This is a genomic window from Pseudomonas sp. HMSC057H01, from assembly GCF_001836405.1.
In the GTDB taxonomy this organism is placed as follows: Bacteria; Pseudomonadota; Gammaproteobacteria; order Pseudomonadales; family Pseudomonadaceae; genus Pseudomonas; species Pseudomonas aeruginosa.
Map to the genome: position 1 here is coordinate 31,127 of NZ_KV828512.1, position 15,389 is coordinate 46,515.

A 15,389-nucleotide genomic window follows, 5' to 3' on the forward strand; every position below is an offset into this window, starting at 1 on the left:
GCCGGCGGGAAGGTGGCGGACCTGTCAGAACGATCAGTGTCCGCGCCCGGCCGCAGCCGGGCGGGAAGGGAACTAGACCTGGCTGCCGAGCTGTTCGGCGCGACGCAGCCAACCCTGGCGCTGTTCCTCGCTGGAACTGCGCATCGGCGCGAACTCTTCCAGGCGGCGGGTGGCGATGCCACAGGCGCCGAGCACGCTGCGCACCATCTGCCGGTGCGCCGGCGGGCCCTTGAGGAAGCGCAGCCGCGACAGCGGCTGGTCGTGGCAGACCAGCAGGTCGGCGCTGCGCCCGCCCAGCAGTTGCTCCCAGTCCTTGTCCTGGGTGCCGCGGTAGCGGAAGGCGAAGCCCGGCTGCAGGGCGCGGTCGAAGAAACCCTGCAGCAGCGCCGGCAGGCCGCCCCACCAGACCGGGTAGACGAACACCAGGTGCTCGGCCCAGTGGATCTGCCGCTGCGCTTCCAGCAGGTCAGGTTCGAGCACCTGGCTCTGCTCGTAGCCTTCGTGGAGGATCGGGTCGAAGGCCAGTTCGCCCAGTTTCAGTTCGCGCACCACGTGATCCTTGCTGCGCGCGCCCTGGGCGTAGCATTCGGCGAGCAGGTGGCAGAAGCTCTTGCGCTTGGGCGAGCCGACGATCAGCAGGATGCGCTTGCCGTCGCCTTCCAGCGGGGTGGCGCCGGACTTGGCGGTTTCAACCATGATGGCCGGCCTCCAGCATCTGCTCCGGCCGTACCCATTCGTCGAACTGCGCTTCGTCCAGGTAGCCCAGCTGCAGCGCCGCGGCGCGCAGGGTGGTGCCTTCGGCGTAGGCCTTCTTGGCAATTTCGGCGGCCTTGTCGTAGCCGATGTGCGGGTTCAGTGCGGTGACCAGCATCAGGCCGCGCTCCAGCAGGTCGGCCATGCGCCGGGCGTCCGGCTCCAGGCCGGCGACGCAATGCTTGTTGAAGTTGCGGCAGCCGTCGGCGAGCAGGCGGATGGACTCCAGCAGGTTGTAGACGATCACCGGCTTGAACACGTTGAGTTGCAGATGGCCCTGGCTGGCGGCGAAGGAAATCGTGCTGTCGTTGCCCATGACCTGGCAGGCCAGCATCGACAGCGCCTCGCACTGGGTCGGGTTGACCTTGCCGGGCATGATCGAGCTGCCCGGTTCGTTGGCCGGCAGCTTCACCTCGGCGAAGCCGGCGCGTGGGCCTGAGCCGAGCAGGCGCAGGTCGTTGGCGATCTTCATCAGGGCCACCGCCAGGCTCTTCAGGGCGCCGGAGAGGATGACCAGAGGCTCGTGGCCGGCCAGGGCGGCGAACTTGTTCGGCGCGGCGACGAAGGGCAGGCCCGATTCGGCGGCGATTTCCGCGGCGATGGCGTCGGCGAAGCCCTTCGGCGCGTTGAGCCCGGTGCCCACCGCGGTGCCGCCCTGGGCCAACTGGTAGACCGCCGGCAGCGCCGCGCGGATGGCGCGCTCGGCGTAGTCGAGCTGGGCGACGAAGGCCGAGAGTTCCTGGCCGAAGGTGATCGGCGTGGCGTCCATCAGGTGGGTGCGCCCGGTCTTGACCAGGCTGGCGTGCCGCGCCGACTGTTCGGCGAGACCGCCGGAAAGCTCGGCGATGGCCGGCAGCAATTGTTCGTGCACGGCCTTGGCGGCGGCGATGTGCATGGCGGTGGGGAAGCTGTCGTTGGAACTCTGCGCGCGGTTGACGTGGTCGTTGGGATGCACCGGCGACTTGCCGCCGCGCGGATTGCCGGCCAGTTCGTTGGCGCGGCCGGCGATCACCTCGTTGACGTTCATGTTGGTCTGGGTGCCGCTGCCGGTCTGCCAGACCACCAGCGGGAAGTGTTCGTCGTGGCGGCCTGCGAGGACCTCGTCGGCGGCCTGTTCAATCAACCGGGCGACTTCCGGCGGCAGTTCGCCGAGGTGGTCGTTGACCCGCGCGGCGGCTTTCTTGATCAGCGCCAGGGCGTGGATCACGGCGAGCGGCATGCGCTGGCCGCCGATGGCGAAGTTCTCCAGCGAGCGCTGGGTCTGGGCGCCCCAGTAGGCGTCGTCGGGCACCTCGATGGTGCCCAGGCTATCGGTTTCGGTCCGGCTCATGAGTGTTCTCCAGGGTGCGTATCCGGCAGTTTAGGCCTTCGCTCCCGCCTTGGGTTCCGCTGCCGTCGCTTCCTCGTGGGCATTTTTCGCCGCGCTGCGGGTCGGAAATAGATTGCCCGCCGCCGGCGTCACCAGCGCGCGCGGGTCGAACCGATCCAGCCGAGGGCGCCGTCCACCGGCACGCAGTCGCCGTCGTCGTGGCGCAGGGTGCCGTTGAAACGGCCGAACCACTGGCGGGTATTGGCATAGAACAGGCCGACGCTGGGCCGCGCCTGGTGCAGCTGTTCGGGACGGAAGAGCAGCTCGACGCGACCGCAGGCGCTGTCCAGGCGCCATTCGGCCAGCGGGTCGCGAGGCTCGCGGATGTGCACGTCGTCGAGCACGCGGCTGAGCTTGCCGCCGAACCACAGGGCGTTCTCGCGCAGGTCGCTGGCTTCGGTCCAGCCGGTGCCGAAGTTGCCGGCGATGCCGCCGGGGGCGGCGAAGGCGGCGCGGGTCCAGTAGGTATGCAGCGGCCAGACGCCGCGGCCGAAGTCCAGCGCGGCGAAGCTCTGGCCCGCCTGGCAGTCGTAGCGCCGGCGGCCGAGTTGCAGGCAGCCGCTGATCGGCAGGCCGAGCTGGCGGCTACAGGCATGGAAGGTGTGTTCGCCCATCGGCACCACCAGGTTCACCGACTCCAGGTGCGACGGTCGTCGCACTTCCAGCGCCAGCTCCAGCGGCAGGCCGCCGAGGTCCGGGGCCTGGCCGGTGACGCGCAGGCGCCCGGGCTGTTCGTCGAAGCGCAATTGCAGGCGGGGATGCTCGAAGGCATGGCTGGCCTGCGGCTCGTCGGGCAACTGGCAGCCGAGGCCGAAGAAGCGGATCTGCGTGTGCGCTACCGCCTGGCCGCTGTCCAGGTCGAGGAAATAGGCGGCGCCGTAGGTCAGGTAGTCGAGGTCGGCGATGGTCAGCGAGAGCATCCAGCCGGGGCTGACGATGCACCAGTGGTTCCAGCGCTTGCGCCGGCCGAAGTGGCCGGGGATGTGGCAGAGCACCCGCGGCCGGGCGGACCAGCCGACCGCCCGGGGATCGAGCCGGCCGTGGCTGTCGCAGAGGTTGCGCAGGGGCGGGGGCGATACGGCGAGGGTATCGGCGGCGGTTCCGTTCATCTAACACATCCATGTGACAGGCTGACGCAAGCATGCCGGCTGCGGAAGGAAGGCGGCAAGTACCCACTACAGAACTGATAGTAGACGGCATGGAGCGGGCGGGCGCCGGATAGGATTCTCCCGATATTCGGCGCCGCGCTTGAGCGGATTTCGAACTTAGGCGCAGAATGTCGGGTCCCACGGACACATCTACCCAACCTCAAGGATTTTCCATGACCCGTCTTCGCCTCATCGGCAGCGCCGTGCTGCTCAGCCTCAGCTCCATGGCCATGGCCGATTCCGCCAGCCAGGCCGAGCAATTCCTCAAGCTGGTCCATGCCGACAAGCTGACGGTCCCGGTCTATGCCCAGGTGCAGCAGATGCTGGCCCAGCGCTTCGCCCAGGCCAAGGCGCCGGAGAGCAAGAAGGCGGTTCTCGAGCGTTACCAGGCCAAGGCCAATGCCGAACTGGACCGCGCCATCGGCTGGGACAAGATCAAGCCCGAGCTGATCAAGCTCTACACCACCAACTTCACCGAGTCCGAGCTGAAGGACCTGAATGCCTTCTACCAGTCGCCGCTGGGCAAGAAGGTGCTGGAGAAGATGCCGCGCCTGACCGCCGAATCCGCCCAACTGACCCAGGCCAAGCTGCAAGGCGCCGTCGAGCCGGTGAACAAGCTGATGGCCGACATGGACAAGGAACTCGGCGTCGCCGCGCCGGCCCAGAAGAAAAAGTGAGTCGTGATTCGCGATGAGCATGCGTGACCGTATCCAGACCGCCCTGCAGCCCCTCGATCCGCAACACGTCGAGGTGCTCGACGAGAGCCACATGCACAGCCGCGGGCTGGAGACCCACTTCAAGGTGGTGCTGGTCAGCCCGCAGTTCGCCGGGTTGAACGCGGTGAAGCGGCACCAGAAGGTATATGCCACCCTCGGTGGGTTGATGGGCGAGTTCCACGCCCTGGCGCTGCATACCTTCACCCCTGAGGAGTGGAGCCAGGCTGCGGTGCCGTCCTCGCCGACCTGCCGCGGCGGGAGCAAGCACGACATACCCTGAGACGGCGTCCGTCGCGGCGGGGTGCAGAGCCTGCCCCTGCTGCGCTAGACTACGCACCCAGCGCCGGCCTTCCGCCGGCGTTGTCGTTTCCATGGCGCCAGCGGCTGGCGCTTTTCGTTCCGGTCCGCCCTTTACGCGGGCGACCACCTGGAGGCTATATCCCCATGACATCCATCGTCGTGGCGGCGCTGTACAAGTTCGTGACTCTCGACGATTACGTGGCGCTGCGTGAACCCCTGCTGCAAACCCTGCTCGACAACGGTGTGAAAGGCACCTTGCTGCTGGCCGAGGAAGGCATCAACGGCACCGTCTCCGGTAGCCGCGAAGGCATCGATGCGCTGTTCGCCTGGCTGCGCAGCGATCCCCGGCTGGCCGATATCGAGCACAAGGAATCCTACTGCGACGAACAGCCGTTCTACCGCACCAAGGTCAAGCTGAAGAAGGAAATCGTCACCCTCGGCGTGCTTGGCGTCGATCCGAACAAGCAGGTCGGCCAGTATGTCGAGGCGAAGGACTGGAATGCCCTGATCAGCGATCCGGAAGTCCTGCTGATCGATACCCGCAACGACTACGAGGTGGCGATCGGCACCTTCGAGGGCGCGGTCGATCCGAAGACCAGGTCGTTCCGCGAGTTCCCCGAGTACATCAAGGCCCACTACGACCCGGCGCGGCACAAGAAGGTGGCGATGTTCTGCACCGGCGGCATCCGCTGCGAGAAGGCTTCCAGCTACATGCTCGGCGCCGGTTTCGAGGAGGTCTTCCACCTCAGGGGCGGCATCCTCAAGTACCTCGAAGAGGTGCCGCAGGAACAGAGCCTGTGGCGCGGCGACTGCTTCGTATTCGACAACCGCGTGACCGTGCGCCACGATCTTAGCGAGGGCGAGTACGATCAGTGCCACGCCTGCCGCAACCCGGTTTCGCTGGAAGACCGCCAGTCCGAGCACTACGTGCCCGGCATCAGCTGTCCGCACTGCTGGGACTCGCTGAGCGAGAAGACCCGCGCCGGCGCCCGCGAGCGGCAGAAACAGATCGAACTGGCGCGGCAGCGCAACCAGCCGCACCCGCTCGGTCGCGATCCGCGCCAGTCCACGCTGGAGAACTGAACCTTGGCCAAGGCCCGCCTGCTGTACGTGATGGACCCCATGTGTTCCTGGTGCTGGGGCTTCGCCCCGGTCGCCGAGGCGCTGTCCCGGCAGGCGGCCGCCGACGGCGTCGCTTTCCACCTGGTAGCCGGTGGCCTGCGCGCCGGCCACGGCGCGGCGCTCGACCCGAATACCCGCGGCTACATCCTCGGCCACTGGCAGACCGTGCAGCAGACCACCGGCCAGCCGTTCCGCTTCGACGACGCGTTGCCCGAAGGCTTCGTCTATGACACCGAGCCGGCCTGCCGGGCCCTGGTGGCGGCGCGCAGCCTCGACGAGGAAAGCGCCTGGCCGCTGGTGAGGGCGATCCAGCGGGCGTTCTACGCCGAGGGTCGCGATGTCACCCAGGCGGCGGTGCTCGCCGACCTGGCGGAAGCGGTGGGAATTCCACGCATCGAGTTCGCCGCGGCCTTCGACAGCGGCGAGGCGCGTGACGCCACCGCCGCCGATTTCGCCTGGGTCCAGGATCTTGGCATCGCCGGGTTCCCGACCCTGCTGGCCGAGCGCAACGGCCAACTGGCGTTGCTCACCAACGGCTACCAGCCGCTTGCCGAACTTTCACCCTTGCTCGGCCGCTGGCTGGAACGGGGCCGGCATGAGTGAGCGCGGAGACCGCCTGAGCTGGGCGGAGATTCGTCGACTCGCACTGCGCCACAAGAAAGCCCTGTTGCTCGCCAACCTGGTGGCGGTGCTGGCCACCCTCTGCACCGTGCCGATCCCCTTGCTGCTGCCGTTGCTGGTGGACGAAGTGCTGCTCGGCAAGGGCGACGGCGCGCTGCGTTTCATGGACCGCCTGTTGCCCGCCGACTGGCAGGTGGCGTTCGGCTACATCGGCCTGATGCTGGCGGCGACCCTCCTGTTGCGGGGGGCGGCGCTGGTGTTCAACGTGCTCCAGGCGAAGCTGTTCGCGCGGCTGTCCAAGGACATCGTCTACCGCATCCGCCTGCGTCTGATCGAGCGCCTCCGGCATATCGCCCTGGGCGAATACGAAACCCTCGGCGGCGGTTCGATCAGCGCCCACCTGGTGACCGACCTGGACACCCTGGACAAGTTCGTCGGGGAAACCCTCAGCCGCTTCCTGGTCGCCTTGCTGACGCTGCTCGGCACCGCCGCGATCCTGGTCTGGATGCACTGGCAGCTGGCCTTGCTGATCCTGCTGTTCAACCCGCTGGTGATCTGGTCCACGGTACAACTGGGCAAGCGCGTCAAGCACCTCAAGAAGCTCGAGAACGACAGCACCGCGCGCTTCACCCAGGCGCTCACCGAGACCCTCGAGGCGATCCAGGAAGTCCGCGCCGGCAATCGCCAGGGCTATTTCCTCGGCCGCCTCGGCCACCGCGCCCAGGAAGTCCGCGACTACGCCGTGGCCTCGCAATGGAAAAGCGACGCCGCCGGGCGCGCCAGCGGCCTGCTGTTCCAGTTCGGCATCGATGTGTTCCGCGCCGCGGCGATGCTTACCGTGCTGCTCTCGGACCTGTCGATCGGCCAGATGCTCGCGGTGTTCAGCTACCTCTGGTTCATGATCGGTCCGGTCGAACAGCTGCTCGGCCTGCAATACGCCTACTACGCCGCTGGCGGCGCGTTGCAGCGGATCAACGAGTTGCTGGCGCGGGCCGACGAGCCGCGCTACCCGCCGCTGCGCGATCCGTTCGCCGGCCGCACGACCGTTGGCATCGAGGTGCGCGGGCTGGATTTCGCCTACGGCGAGGACAAGGTCCTGGAGCAGTTGGACCTGAACATCGGCGCCGGCGAGAAGGTTGCCCTGGTCGGCGCCAGCGGCGGCGGCAAGAGCACGCTGGTGCAACTGCTACTCGGCCTCTACAGTGCGCAGCGCGGCAGCATCCGCTACGGCGGGGTGCCCCTGGAGGAAATCGGCCTGGACTGCGTGCGCGAACATGTCGCGGTGGTCCTCCAGCATCCGGCGCTGTTCAACGACAGCGTGCGGGCCAACCTGACCATGGGCCGCGAACGCAGCGACCAGGCCTGCTGGCGGGCGTTGGAGATCGCCCAGTTGGCCGACGGCGTGCGGCGCCTGCCGCAGGGGCTGGACACCGTGGTCGGGCGTTCCGGGGTGCGCCTGTCGGGCGGTCAGCGGCAGCGCCTGGCGATCGCCCGGATGATCCTCGCCGAGCCCAAGGTGGTGATCCTCGACGAGGCCACCTCGGCCCTCGACGCCGCTACCGAGTACGCCCTGCACCAGGCGCTCGGCGACTTCCTCGAAGGCCGCACCACATTGATCGTGGCTCATCGGCTGTCGGCGGTGAAGCAGGCCGACCGGGTCCTGGTCTTCGATGGCGGGCATATCGCCGAAGACGGCGACCACCAGCAACTGATCGCCGAAGGCGGCCTCTACGCCCGGCTCTACGGACATCTGCAACAGATGTGAGGCGCCAGGCTGTCGCCTGGCGGTTTTTCTCGTATATTCCATATAAGACATCCGGTTTTTATTGGCTGCGGCAATAAAAAACGCTGTCTGTTCCGCCAGGTGCAGGGCAGGTTCGGCAAACAGCCACTAGACTCCTACTGTTTGCCGGGTGTCCGCCTCCTCCAGCGTCGTGGCTGCCGGCAGGCAAGGCCTCGGGAGTTCTGCGACGGGATCTTGAGCGGCCGACAGGTGATGCAGTCAGGGGTGACGGAGACGGCACCCGATCGCTTAGCGCCAGTTTGAATGGTAGATGGAATGAGGCAGAACCGGACTCTCGACAAGCCCCGCCTGCTCGGCCTGGTATGGCCCTTCATCGTCGTGGTGCTGTTGCAGGCCATGCTGGCGGGCGGCAGTCTCTACGTCCTCTCCGCGGTGCGCAGCTATGTCGGCGGCGAAAGCCTCTGGTCGAAGGGCCAGAAGGATGCCATCTACTATCTCACCCTCATGCCGACTCACGCGCCGACGAAGACTTCCGCCGCTACGAGGAGGCCATCGCGATCCCCCTCGGCGACCGCGAGATGCGCCTTGCCCTGGACCAGCCCGACCCGGACATCGAGGCGGCCCGCCAGGGCATCCTCAAGGGCGGCAACCATGCCGACGACGTTACCGCGATCATCTGGCTGTACCGCAACTTCCACGACTTCAGTTACTTCGAGCGCGCCATCGAGCTGTGGCTGGTGGGCGACAAGTACGTCATGGAACTGATCGACGTCGCCGGCAAGATGCGCGCGGGCATCGGCACCGGGCAGGCCAGTGCCGAGCAGGTGCAACAGTGGAAGACCGAGATCCACGCGATCAACGAGAAGGTCACGCCGGCGGCCAAGGCCTTCAGCGACGCCCTCGGCGAGGGCTCGCGGGCCTTGCTCAGGCTGCTGCTGGTGGCCAACCTGACCACCGCCAGCGTGCTCATCCTCCTGGCGTTCCTGCGTACCCGGCAGCAACTGATGCAGCGCCAGGAAGTGGAGAACGCCCTCGATGCCGAGCGCGAACGGGCCCAGATCACTCTGGCCTCGATCGGCGACGGAGTGATCACCGCCGACACCCAGGGGGGCATTTCCTACCTCAACCCGGCCGCCGAGCAGATGACCAACTGGACGCTGGACAAGGCCCGCGGCCTGCCCCTGGCGTCGCTGTTCCGGATCGTCGACGAAAGCTCGCGGGAGGAGGGCATGCTGCTGATCGAGCAGATCCTCAGCGGCGAGATCGACGGCGGCCGCGAGCATTCCAAGCTGGTCCTGCGCCACGACGGCAGCAGCGTGCCGGTGACCCTGGTGGGCGCGCCGATCCATCGCGGCGGCGAGATCACCGGGGTGGTCCTGGTGCTTCACGACATGACCCGCGAGCGCCAGTACATGGCGCGCCTGTCCTGGCAGGCGACCCACGATGCGTTGACCGGGCTGACCAACCGCCGCGAGTTCGAGTATCGCCTGCAGATAGCGCTGGAACGCCTGGAGCGCAACAGCGGGCGGCACGCCCTGATGTTCCTCGACCTGGACCAGTTCAAGCTGGTCAACGACACCTGCGGCCACGCCGCCGGCGACGAACTGCTGCGCCAGGTCTGCACCCTGCTGCAACAAGGCTTGCGCGAGGGCGACACGCTGGCGCGGCTGGGCGGCGACGAGTTCGGCATCCTGCTGGAGAACTGCCCGGCGGAAAAAGCCGTGGAGATCGCCGACCATCTGCGCAAGACGGTCCAGGACCTGCACTTCACCTGGAGCGGGCAGCCGTTCAACTGCACCGTCAGCGTCGGCCTGGTGCACCTGCTGCCGGGTATCTCGACCCTCGAGGAGGCACTGCGCTCCGCCGACATGGCCTGCTACATGGCCAAGGAAAAGGGGCGCAATCGGGTCCAGGTGTTCCATCAGGACGACGTCGAACTGTCGATGCGCTTCGGCGAGATGACCTGGGTCCAGCGCATCCACCTGGCGCTGGAGGAAGACCGCTTCAGTCTCTATGCCCAGCCCATCGTGCCGCTGGGCGAAGGTGCGGAGGAGGGCTTGCACGTCGAACTGCTGCTGCGCCTGCGCGACGAGGGCGGGCGCCTGGTGCCGCCGCTGAGCTTCATACCCGCCGCCGAGCGCTACGGCCTGATGACGCTGATCGATCGCTGGGTGGTGGAGAATGCCTTCCGCACCCTCGTCGAGCGCGCCCAGGACCCTCGCGCCGAGCCGATCGGCACCTGCGCCATCAACCTCTCCGGCGCGACCATCGGCGACGAGTCGTTCCTGCAGTTCCTCACCGAGCTGTTCGCCCGTTACCGCATTCCGCCGCAGACGATCTGCTTCGAGGTCACCGAAACCGTGGCGGTTGCCAACCTGGCCAGCGCCATCCGCTTCATCAACGAGCTCAAGGACACCGGTTGTCGTTTCTCCCTGGACGATTTCTGCGCCGGCATGTCGTCCTTCATCTACCTCAAGCACCTGCCGGTGGATTACCTGAAGATCGATGGCAGCTTCGTCAAGGACATGCTCGAGGATCCCATCGATCGCGCCATGGTCCAGGTGATCAACCATATCGGCCACGTGATGGGCAAACGTACCATCGCCGAGTTCGTCGAAACCGTCGAAGTGATGGAGGCGCTGCGCGAGATCGGCATCGACTATGCCCAGGGCCTGGCCATCGGCGCGCCCCTGCCGTTCAGTCGCCAGCCTCCGGGCGCAGGGCTGGATGCCCAGGGCCTGTGGCCGAGCCTCGGACAGAACCTCCGGTAGGTGACCGCGGAGCGAAGAAAGAGTAGTTTCGCTGCTATGAGGCCGTTGCCGAGAAGAAGAGAAGGGAGACGGGTGTGAGCGAGTTCTTTGACCGTACGGGCCCCTTGCAGGAGGCGGGAAGCTATCCGCAGTGGGCGCAGCAACTGATCGTCGACTGCCAGGCGAGCAAGGACCGGGTTTCCGGCCACGAGCTGTACCGGCGCATGCGCGACGCCGAGCTGAGCCCGGCGCTGATGCGCCTGTACCTGATCGGCGGCTGGCCGGTGGTCGAGCAGTTCCCCTTGTACATGTCGCAGAACCTGCTGAAGACCCGTTTCGCCCGCCATCCCGGCGAAGACATGGCGCGCCGCTGGCTGATGCGCAATATTCGGGTCGAACTCAACCACGCCGACTACTGGCTGCACTGGGCCGAGGCCCACGGCGTGAGCCTGGCCGAGATCCAGGCGCAAGACGTGCCGGCCGAACTGCACGCGCTCAGCCACTGGTGCTGGCACACCTGCGCCAGCGACTCACTGCCGGTGGCCATGGCCGCCACCAACTACGCCATCGAAGGCGTCACTGGCGAGTGGTCGGCGCTGGTCTGTTCGAACGGCGTCTACGAAAACGCCTTCCCCAAGGAAGGCCGCAAGCGCGCCATGAAGTGGCTCAAGCTCCACGCCCAGTACGACGATGCCCACCCCTGGGAGGCGCTGGAGATCATCTGCACCCTGGCCGGCACCAATCCCAGCGCCGAGCTGCGCCGGCAACTGCGCGACGCGATCTGCAAGAGCTACGACTACATGTACCTGTTCCTCGAGCGCTGCATGCAACTGGAGGAGGCGCGCAGCGCCCGCAAGCTCGCGGTCGGCGCGGAGTAGTCTTGCGCGCAGCGGAATCCCGGCGTGTTCTGCCGGGATTCCGCTGGTCCTCAAGGCACCAGGATGATCTTCTCGCAGGTGCCTTCGTTCACTGCCCGGTACTGCTCAACGCCCTGCTCCAGCGGGACTTCCCGCAGCCCGTCCGGCAGCGGCAGGCGGCCTTGGTCGAACAGTTTGCCGAAGGCGTCGAGGAAGCCTGCGCAGGCTTCCACGCCATAGAGCAGCGAGTTGATCCCCACCACCGAGCCACCGCGACGGTACAGGTTCAACGCCGGCAGGCGCACATGGCCGTCGGCTGGTGCGGCGATGATCGCCAGGCGACCGAAGGCGGCCAGCGCCGGGACCGCCGCCTCGAGCCAGAAACCGGTCGTATCGAAGATCACCTCGGCCCCGCCGGGGAAGATCCCTTCCACCTGTGCCGCCAGTTCGGCCGGCTCGCCCAGCAGCAGCGCGGCGATGCCCTGCGCTTCCAGCGCCTGGCGTTGCTCCTCGCGCCGCACCGCGCCGATCGCTTCGGCCCCCAGGGCCTTGGCCAGCGCCAGCGCGGCCTTGCCGACCGCGCCGTTGGCGCCGATTACCAGGAGCCGGGTGCCGGCCTTGACCTGGCTGCGTTGCAGGGCGTCCCAGGCGGTGCTGTAGGGCACCCCGCAACTGGCGGCCTGGGCGAAGCTCAGGCTTTCCGGCTTGAGCGCGACGCCGGCGGCCGGCAGGGTCAGGAACTGCGCGTGGCTGCCGTCGCGGAAGAACCCTGGCTCCCGCCCGGTGCCCCAGACCGCCTGGCCGAGCAGGGCCTTCGGTCCCTCCACCACCACCCCGGCGAAGTCGCGGCCCGGTACCCGGGGCAGGGTGGTATAGGGGAAGCGGCCGAGGACGTTCTTCACGTCGCTCGGATTCAGCCCGGCGGCGCGGATTTCCACCCGCACCTCATCGGCGGCGGGAAGCGGGTCGGGCATGTCCACCAGCTTGAGGGCGGCGAGGTCGCCGGTACGGTCGAATTGCAGTGCTTTCATCGGGGGCTCCGTGTCGTCGCGGCGATCAGTGCAGCCACTGCTGCAGCAGGTCGCGGCCAAGGGGGAAAAGCTGTTCGCCGAGCTGCATGCCAAGCAGGCCGACCAGGGCGATGGCGGGTGGCGCCGGCGAGCGGAAGTCGAGTACGGCGTAGAGCAGGCCGACCAGCAGGCCGATGCCGAGGGAGATCAGGTAGTTCATGGCGGCTGACAGGGACGGTGAACGATGGTGCCAGTCTAGTTGGCCGAAAAAACATCTATCGGCCAATCGCTATCGAATACCGGTCAAGGCTGGAACGGCTGGTGATGCTCGGCCCTGTACTCGGTGGGAGAGACGCCCAGCTCGCGGCGGAACATGTCGCTGAAGGCGCTCGGCGTATATCCCAGGGCATGGGCGATGCCCGCCACCGGACGGCCATCGATCAGTGCGGCGGCGGCGGTCGCCAGTTGCACCTGCCGCCGCCAGTCGGCGAAGCCCATGCCCAGGCTGCGCTGGAACAGGCGCGAGAGGGTCCGCACGCTGGCCCCGGCGTCTTCGGCCAGGCGCTCCAGGCCGATGTCCAGGGAGGGATTGGCCATCACCGCCTGGCACAGCGCGAGCAGGCGCCTGTCGGAGGCGTCCGGCAGCGGTACGCGGAGGCTGGAACGGCGCGCGCGACCGAGTTCGAGCACGGCGAGATCGGCCAGCGCCCGATAGTAGTGGGGGTCGCTCTGTCGTTCCTGCTCCACCAGGCTGACGATCAGCTCGCGCAGCAGCGGGCCGACCACCAGCACCAGGGTGCGGTCCTCCAGGCCGCGGGAGAGTTCCGGGCTCAGGTAGATGTTGCGCATCTGCAACTCGGACGCGATCCGCACCGCATGGCGCAGGCCCGGAGGCAACCAGACCGCCCGTTGCGGCGGGACCGGCAGGGCCTCGTCGGGCGTCTCCAGCCACATCATCCCGGACACCGCATAGAGCACCTGGCCCCAGGCGTGCTCGTGGGCATCGACGCGGTGCCCGGCAGGATAGCTGCGGGCGACGCCGCGCAGGGGCCGGCGGCTGTCGCTCAGGTCGGGTGGGGCGGGTCGTGCCATGGGAATGCCGTCGCGGAGTAAAGACGCAGGTTAACCGCTTGACGCCGATCATGCAGCGCCGGCTTTCAGCGCAGCCGTGACAGCGCTGCTGGCAGCTTTTTGCTCCGCCCTGTAAAGATAATTTTACGAAGACCGGGCGTTCGCCATGCATGCCGCCGGCGCGTAAGGAATAGTTGCCAGAAACCCTGCGCCAGGCCCTGCGCCGGGCCCTGCCGACGGCTTGTCCGCCGCGCCGCCACGGGGTGAGATGAAGGCATCTCCCATGTCGCCGGCCGCCTGGACCGGCGGCGGTCCATTCAACAAGAACAACGAGGAGGCCGGATGAACGCCGTGGCCAAGATCGAACAGCACAATCCCATCGGTACCGACGGATTCGAATTCGTCGAGTTCACCGCCCCCGACGCCAAGGGCATCGAGCAGCTGCGCCAGCTGTTCAACATGATGGGCTTCACCGAAACCGCCAAGCATCGTTCCAAGGAAGTCTTCCTGTTCCAGCAGAACGATATCAACATCGTGCTCAACGGCAGCCCGACCGGGCATGTCCATGAATTCGCCCTCAAGCACGGCCCGAGCGCCTGCGCCATGGCCTTCCGGGTGAAGAACGCTTCCCAGGCCGCCGCCTACGCCGAATCCCAGGGCGCCAAGCTGGTGGGCAGCCACGCCAACTTCGGCGAGCTGAACATCCCTTCCCTGGAAGGCATCGGCGGTTCGCTGCTGTATCTTGTCGACCGCTACGGCGACCGCAGCATCTATGACGTCGACTTCGAGTTCATCGAAGGCCGCAGCGCCAACGACAACTCGGTCGGCCTGACCTACATCGACCACCTGACCCACAACGTCAAGCGCGGCCAGATGGACGTCTGGTCCGGCTTCTACGAGCGCATCGCCAACTTCCGCGAGATTCGCTACTTCGACATCGAAGGCAAGCTCACCGGCCTGTTCTCCCGCGCCATGACCGCGCCTTGCGGGAAGATCCGCATCCCGATCAACGAGTCGGCCGACGATACCTCGCAGATCGAGGAATTCATCCGCGAATACCATGGCGAAGGCATCCAGCACATCGCCCTGACCACCGACGACATCTATGCCACGGTGCGCAAGCTGCGCGCCAACGGCGTGAAGTTCATGTCGACCCCGGACACCTACTACGAGAAGGTCGACACCCGCGTCGCCGGGCATGGCGAGCCGCTCGAGCAACTGCGCGAACTGAACCTGCTGATCGACGGCGCCCCGGGCGACGACGGCATCCTGCTGCAGATCTTCACCGACACGGTGATCGGCCCGATCTTCTTCGAGATCATCCAGCGCAAGGGCAACCAGGGTTTCGGCGAGGGCAATTTCAAGGCCCTGTTCGAGTCCATCGAGGAAGATCAGATTCGCCGCGGCGTGATCTGATCCCGCTGCCGCCAGCCTCTTCCGGGGCTGGCGGTTTTCCTTGCGCTCCGCGTTTCCGTTCCAGCGGCGCCGATCGCGCCAGCCTTGCCCGCACCGCCGAGCCACGAGCCTGGCGGCCCATTCACGTCACGTACAACAACAAACAGGTGACGCATGATCCGTGAGTCCTTCCTTCGCCCAGCCGACCGCCCGCCGCCACGCGCCCCGCATGGCGCCCGCCGTGCGCCTGCCGCCTGAGCCGCACGGCCCCGTTTCGCCTCCGACAACAATAAATTTCCACTTGCGTGAGATAACTCAATGGACGGCCAACATCCGCATTCGGGCGAGCTCAAGCGCGGCCTGAAGAATCGTCACATCCAGTTGATCGCCCTCGGCGGCGCCATCGGCACCGGCCTGTTCCTCGGCTCGGCCGGGGTGCTCAAGTCGGCGGGCCCGTCGATGATCCTCGGCTACGCCATCGCCGGTTTCATCGCTTTCATGATCATGCGCCAGCTCGGCGAGATGATCGTCGA

General features: G+C 67.1%; 13 protein-coding genes and 2 pseudogenes. 9 read left to right on the forward strand and 6 right to left on the reverse strand.

The features are described from left to right. Positions 1 to 72 precede the first annotated feature (72 nt). The 3 genes from HMPREF2581_RS24795 to HMPREF2581_RS24805 form a co-directional block, all read right to left on the reverse strand. Positions 73 to 696: an NAD(P)H-dependent oxidoreductase gene (locus HMPREF2581_RS24795; RefSeq protein ID WP_003140847.1), complete on the reverse strand. Its 624-nt coding sequence runs from the start codon at positions 694 to 696 to the stop codon at positions 73 to 75. After that, entirely contained in the window at positions 689 to 2,083 is a 1,395-nt protein-coding gene (locus HMPREF2581_RS24800) for a class II fumarate hydratase (protein WP_003140846.1), read from the reverse strand. Before HMPREF2581_RS24800 ends, HMPREF2581_RS24795 begins: the two co-directional genes overlap by 8 nt. Before the next feature lie 128 nt (positions 2,084 to 2,211). Then, positions 2,212 to 3,231 carry a DUF2804 domain-containing protein gene (locus HMPREF2581_RS24805; RefSeq protein ID WP_003109416.1) on the reverse strand — a complete coding sequence of 340 codons (1,020 nt, stop codon included), beginning with the start codon at positions 3,229 to 3,231 and terminating at the stop codon, positions 2,212 to 2,214. Between the two features lie 167 nt (positions 3,232 to 3,398). Between HMPREF2581_RS24805 and HMPREF2581_RS24810 the strand changes: the two genes are divergently transcribed. The 7 genes and pseudogenes from HMPREF2581_RS24810 (at position 3,399) to HMPREF2581_RS24840 (ending at position 11,401) form a co-directional block, all read left to right on the forward strand. Next, positions 3,399 to 3,947 (forward strand): DUF2059 domain-containing protein, encoded by a 549-nt coding sequence (locus HMPREF2581_RS24810; RefSeq protein WP_003120754.1) that lies wholly within the window; start codon positions 3,399 to 3,401, stop codon positions 3,945 to 3,947. A 13-nt stretch (positions 3,948 to 3,960) separates the two neighbouring features. Continuing rightward, positions 3,961 to 4,266: a BolA family protein gene (locus tag HMPREF2581_RS24815; protein ID WP_003109415.1), complete on the forward strand. Its 306-nt coding sequence runs from the start codon at positions 3,961 to 3,963 to the stop codon at positions 4,264 to 4,266. Between the two features lie 164 nt (positions 4,267 to 4,430). Then, positions 4,431 to 5,369 (forward strand): oxygen-dependent tRNA uridine(34) hydroxylase TrhO, encoded by a 939-nt coding sequence (locus tag HMPREF2581_RS24820; RefSeq protein WP_003140843.1) that lies wholly within the window; start codon positions 4,431 to 4,433, stop codon positions 5,367 to 5,369. Positions 5,370 to 5,408: 39 nt separating this feature from the next. Next, complete coding sequence (locus tag HMPREF2581_RS24825) at positions 5,409 to 6,011, forward strand: DsbA family protein (protein ID WP_003140842.1); 603 nt, start codon at positions 5,409 to 5,411, stop codon at positions 6,009 to 6,011. Then, a complete protein-coding gene (locus HMPREF2581_RS24830) occupies positions 6,004 to 7,794 on the forward strand; it encodes an ABC transporter ATP-binding protein (protein WP_003106581.1) in 1,791 nt (596 codons plus the stop codon). Before HMPREF2581_RS24825 ends, HMPREF2581_RS24830 begins: the two co-directional genes overlap by 8 nt. Positions 7,795 to 8,088: 294 nt before the next feature. Continuing rightward, positions 8,089 to 10,544: pseudogene (locus HMPREF2581_RS24835) on the forward strand (EAL domain-containing protein). Between the two features lie 74 nt (positions 10,545 to 10,618). Further along, on the forward strand, positions 10,619 to 11,401 hold the full coding sequence (locus HMPREF2581_RS24840) for an iron-containing redox enzyme family protein (RefSeq protein WP_003085869.1): 783 nt from the start codon (positions 10,619 to 10,621) through the stop codon (positions 11,399 to 11,401). A 50-nt stretch (positions 11,402 to 11,451) separates the two neighbouring features. Here HMPREF2581_RS24840 and HMPREF2581_RS24845 read toward each other — a convergent pair whose 3' ends face one another. From HMPREF2581_RS24845 to HMPREF2581_RS24855, 3 genes are all read right to left on the reverse strand, one after another. Next, positions 11,452 to 12,411: a quinone oxidoreductase family protein gene (locus HMPREF2581_RS24845; protein ID WP_003140841.1), complete on the reverse strand. Its 960-nt coding sequence runs from the start codon at positions 12,409 to 12,411 to the stop codon at positions 11,452 to 11,454. 25 nt (positions 12,412 to 12,436) lie between these two features. Then, positions 12,437 to 12,610: a DUF1427 family protein gene (locus HMPREF2581_RS24850; RefSeq protein ID WP_003109411.1), complete on the reverse strand. Its 174-nt coding sequence runs from the start codon at positions 12,608 to 12,610 to the stop codon at positions 12,437 to 12,439. 83 nt (positions 12,611 to 12,693) lie between these two features. Beyond that, the gene (locus tag HMPREF2581_RS24855) at positions 12,694 to 13,482 is read right to left on the reverse strand and encodes an AraC family transcriptional regulator (RefSeq protein ID WP_003085876.1); all 789 of its coding nucleotides are present in this window, start codon (positions 13,480 to 13,482) and stop codon (positions 12,694 to 12,696) included. 321 nt (positions 13,483 to 13,803) lie between these two features. Here HMPREF2581_RS24855 and hppD point away from each other — a divergent pair, with 321 nt between their 5' ends. Both hppD and HMPREF2581_RS24865 read left to right on the forward strand, forming a co-directional pair. After that, on the forward strand, positions 13,804 to 14,877 hold the full coding sequence (hppD, locus tag HMPREF2581_RS24860; protein WP_003134288.1) for a 4-hydroxyphenylpyruvate dioxygenase: 1,074 nt from the start codon (positions 13,804 to 13,806) through the stop codon (positions 14,875 to 14,877). A 297-nt stretch (positions 14,878 to 15,174) separates the two neighbouring features. Then, positions 15,175 to 15,389, forward strand: a pseudogene (locus HMPREF2581_RS24865) (aromatic amino acid transporter AroP); the annotation flags it as partial.

Excerpts from the sequence above, each read along its gene's own strand:
- HMPREF2581_RS24805 (WP_003109416.1), bottom strand. The coding sequence starts at position 3,231 with ATGAACGGAACCGCCGCCGATACCCTCGCCGTATCGCCCCCGCCCCTG.
- HMPREF2581_RS24810 (WP_003120754.1), top strand. The coding sequence starts at position 3,399 with ATGTCGGGTCCCACGGACACATCTACCCAACCTCAAGGATTTTCCATG.
- HMPREF2581_RS24830 (WP_003106581.1), top strand. The coding sequence starts at position 6,004 with ATGAGTGAGCGCGGAGACCGCCTGAGCTGGGCGGAGATTCGTCGACTC.
- HMPREF2581_RS24850 (WP_003109411.1), bottom strand. The coding sequence starts at position 12,610 with ATGAACTACCTGATCTCCCTCGGCATCGGCCTGCTGGTCGGCCTGCTC.
- HMPREF2581_RS24800 (WP_003140846.1), bottom strand. The coding sequence starts at position 2,083 with ATGAGCCGGACCGAAACCGATAGCCTGGGCACCATCGAGGTGCCCGAC.
- HMPREF2581_RS24825 (WP_003140842.1), top strand. The coding sequence starts at position 5,409 with ATGTGTTCCTGGTGCTGGGGCTTCGCCCCGGTCGCCGAGGCGCTGTCC.
- HMPREF2581_RS24815 (WP_003109415.1), top strand. The coding sequence starts at position 3,961 with ATGAGCATGCGTGACCGTATCCAGACCGCCCTGCAGCCCCTCGATCCG.
- HMPREF2581_RS24795 (WP_003140847.1), bottom strand. The coding sequence starts at position 696 with ATGGTTGAAACCGCCAAGTCCGGCGCCACCCCGCTGGAAGGCGACGGC.
- HMPREF2581_RS24845 (WP_003140841.1), bottom strand. The coding sequence starts at position 12,411 with ATGAAAGCACTGCAATTCGACCGTACCGGCGACCTCGCCGCCCTCAAG.
- HMPREF2581_RS24855 (WP_003085876.1), bottom strand. The coding sequence starts at position 13,482 with ATGGCACGACCCGCCCCACCCGACCTGAGCGACAGCCGCCGGCCCCTG.
- HMPREF2581_RS24820 (WP_003140843.1), top strand. The coding sequence starts at position 4,431 with ATGACATCCATCGTCGTGGCGGCGCTGTACAAGTTCGTGACTCTCGAC.
- hppD (WP_003134288.1), top strand. The coding sequence starts at position 13,804 with ATGAACGCCGTGGCCAAGATCGAACAGCACAATCCCATCGGTACCGAC.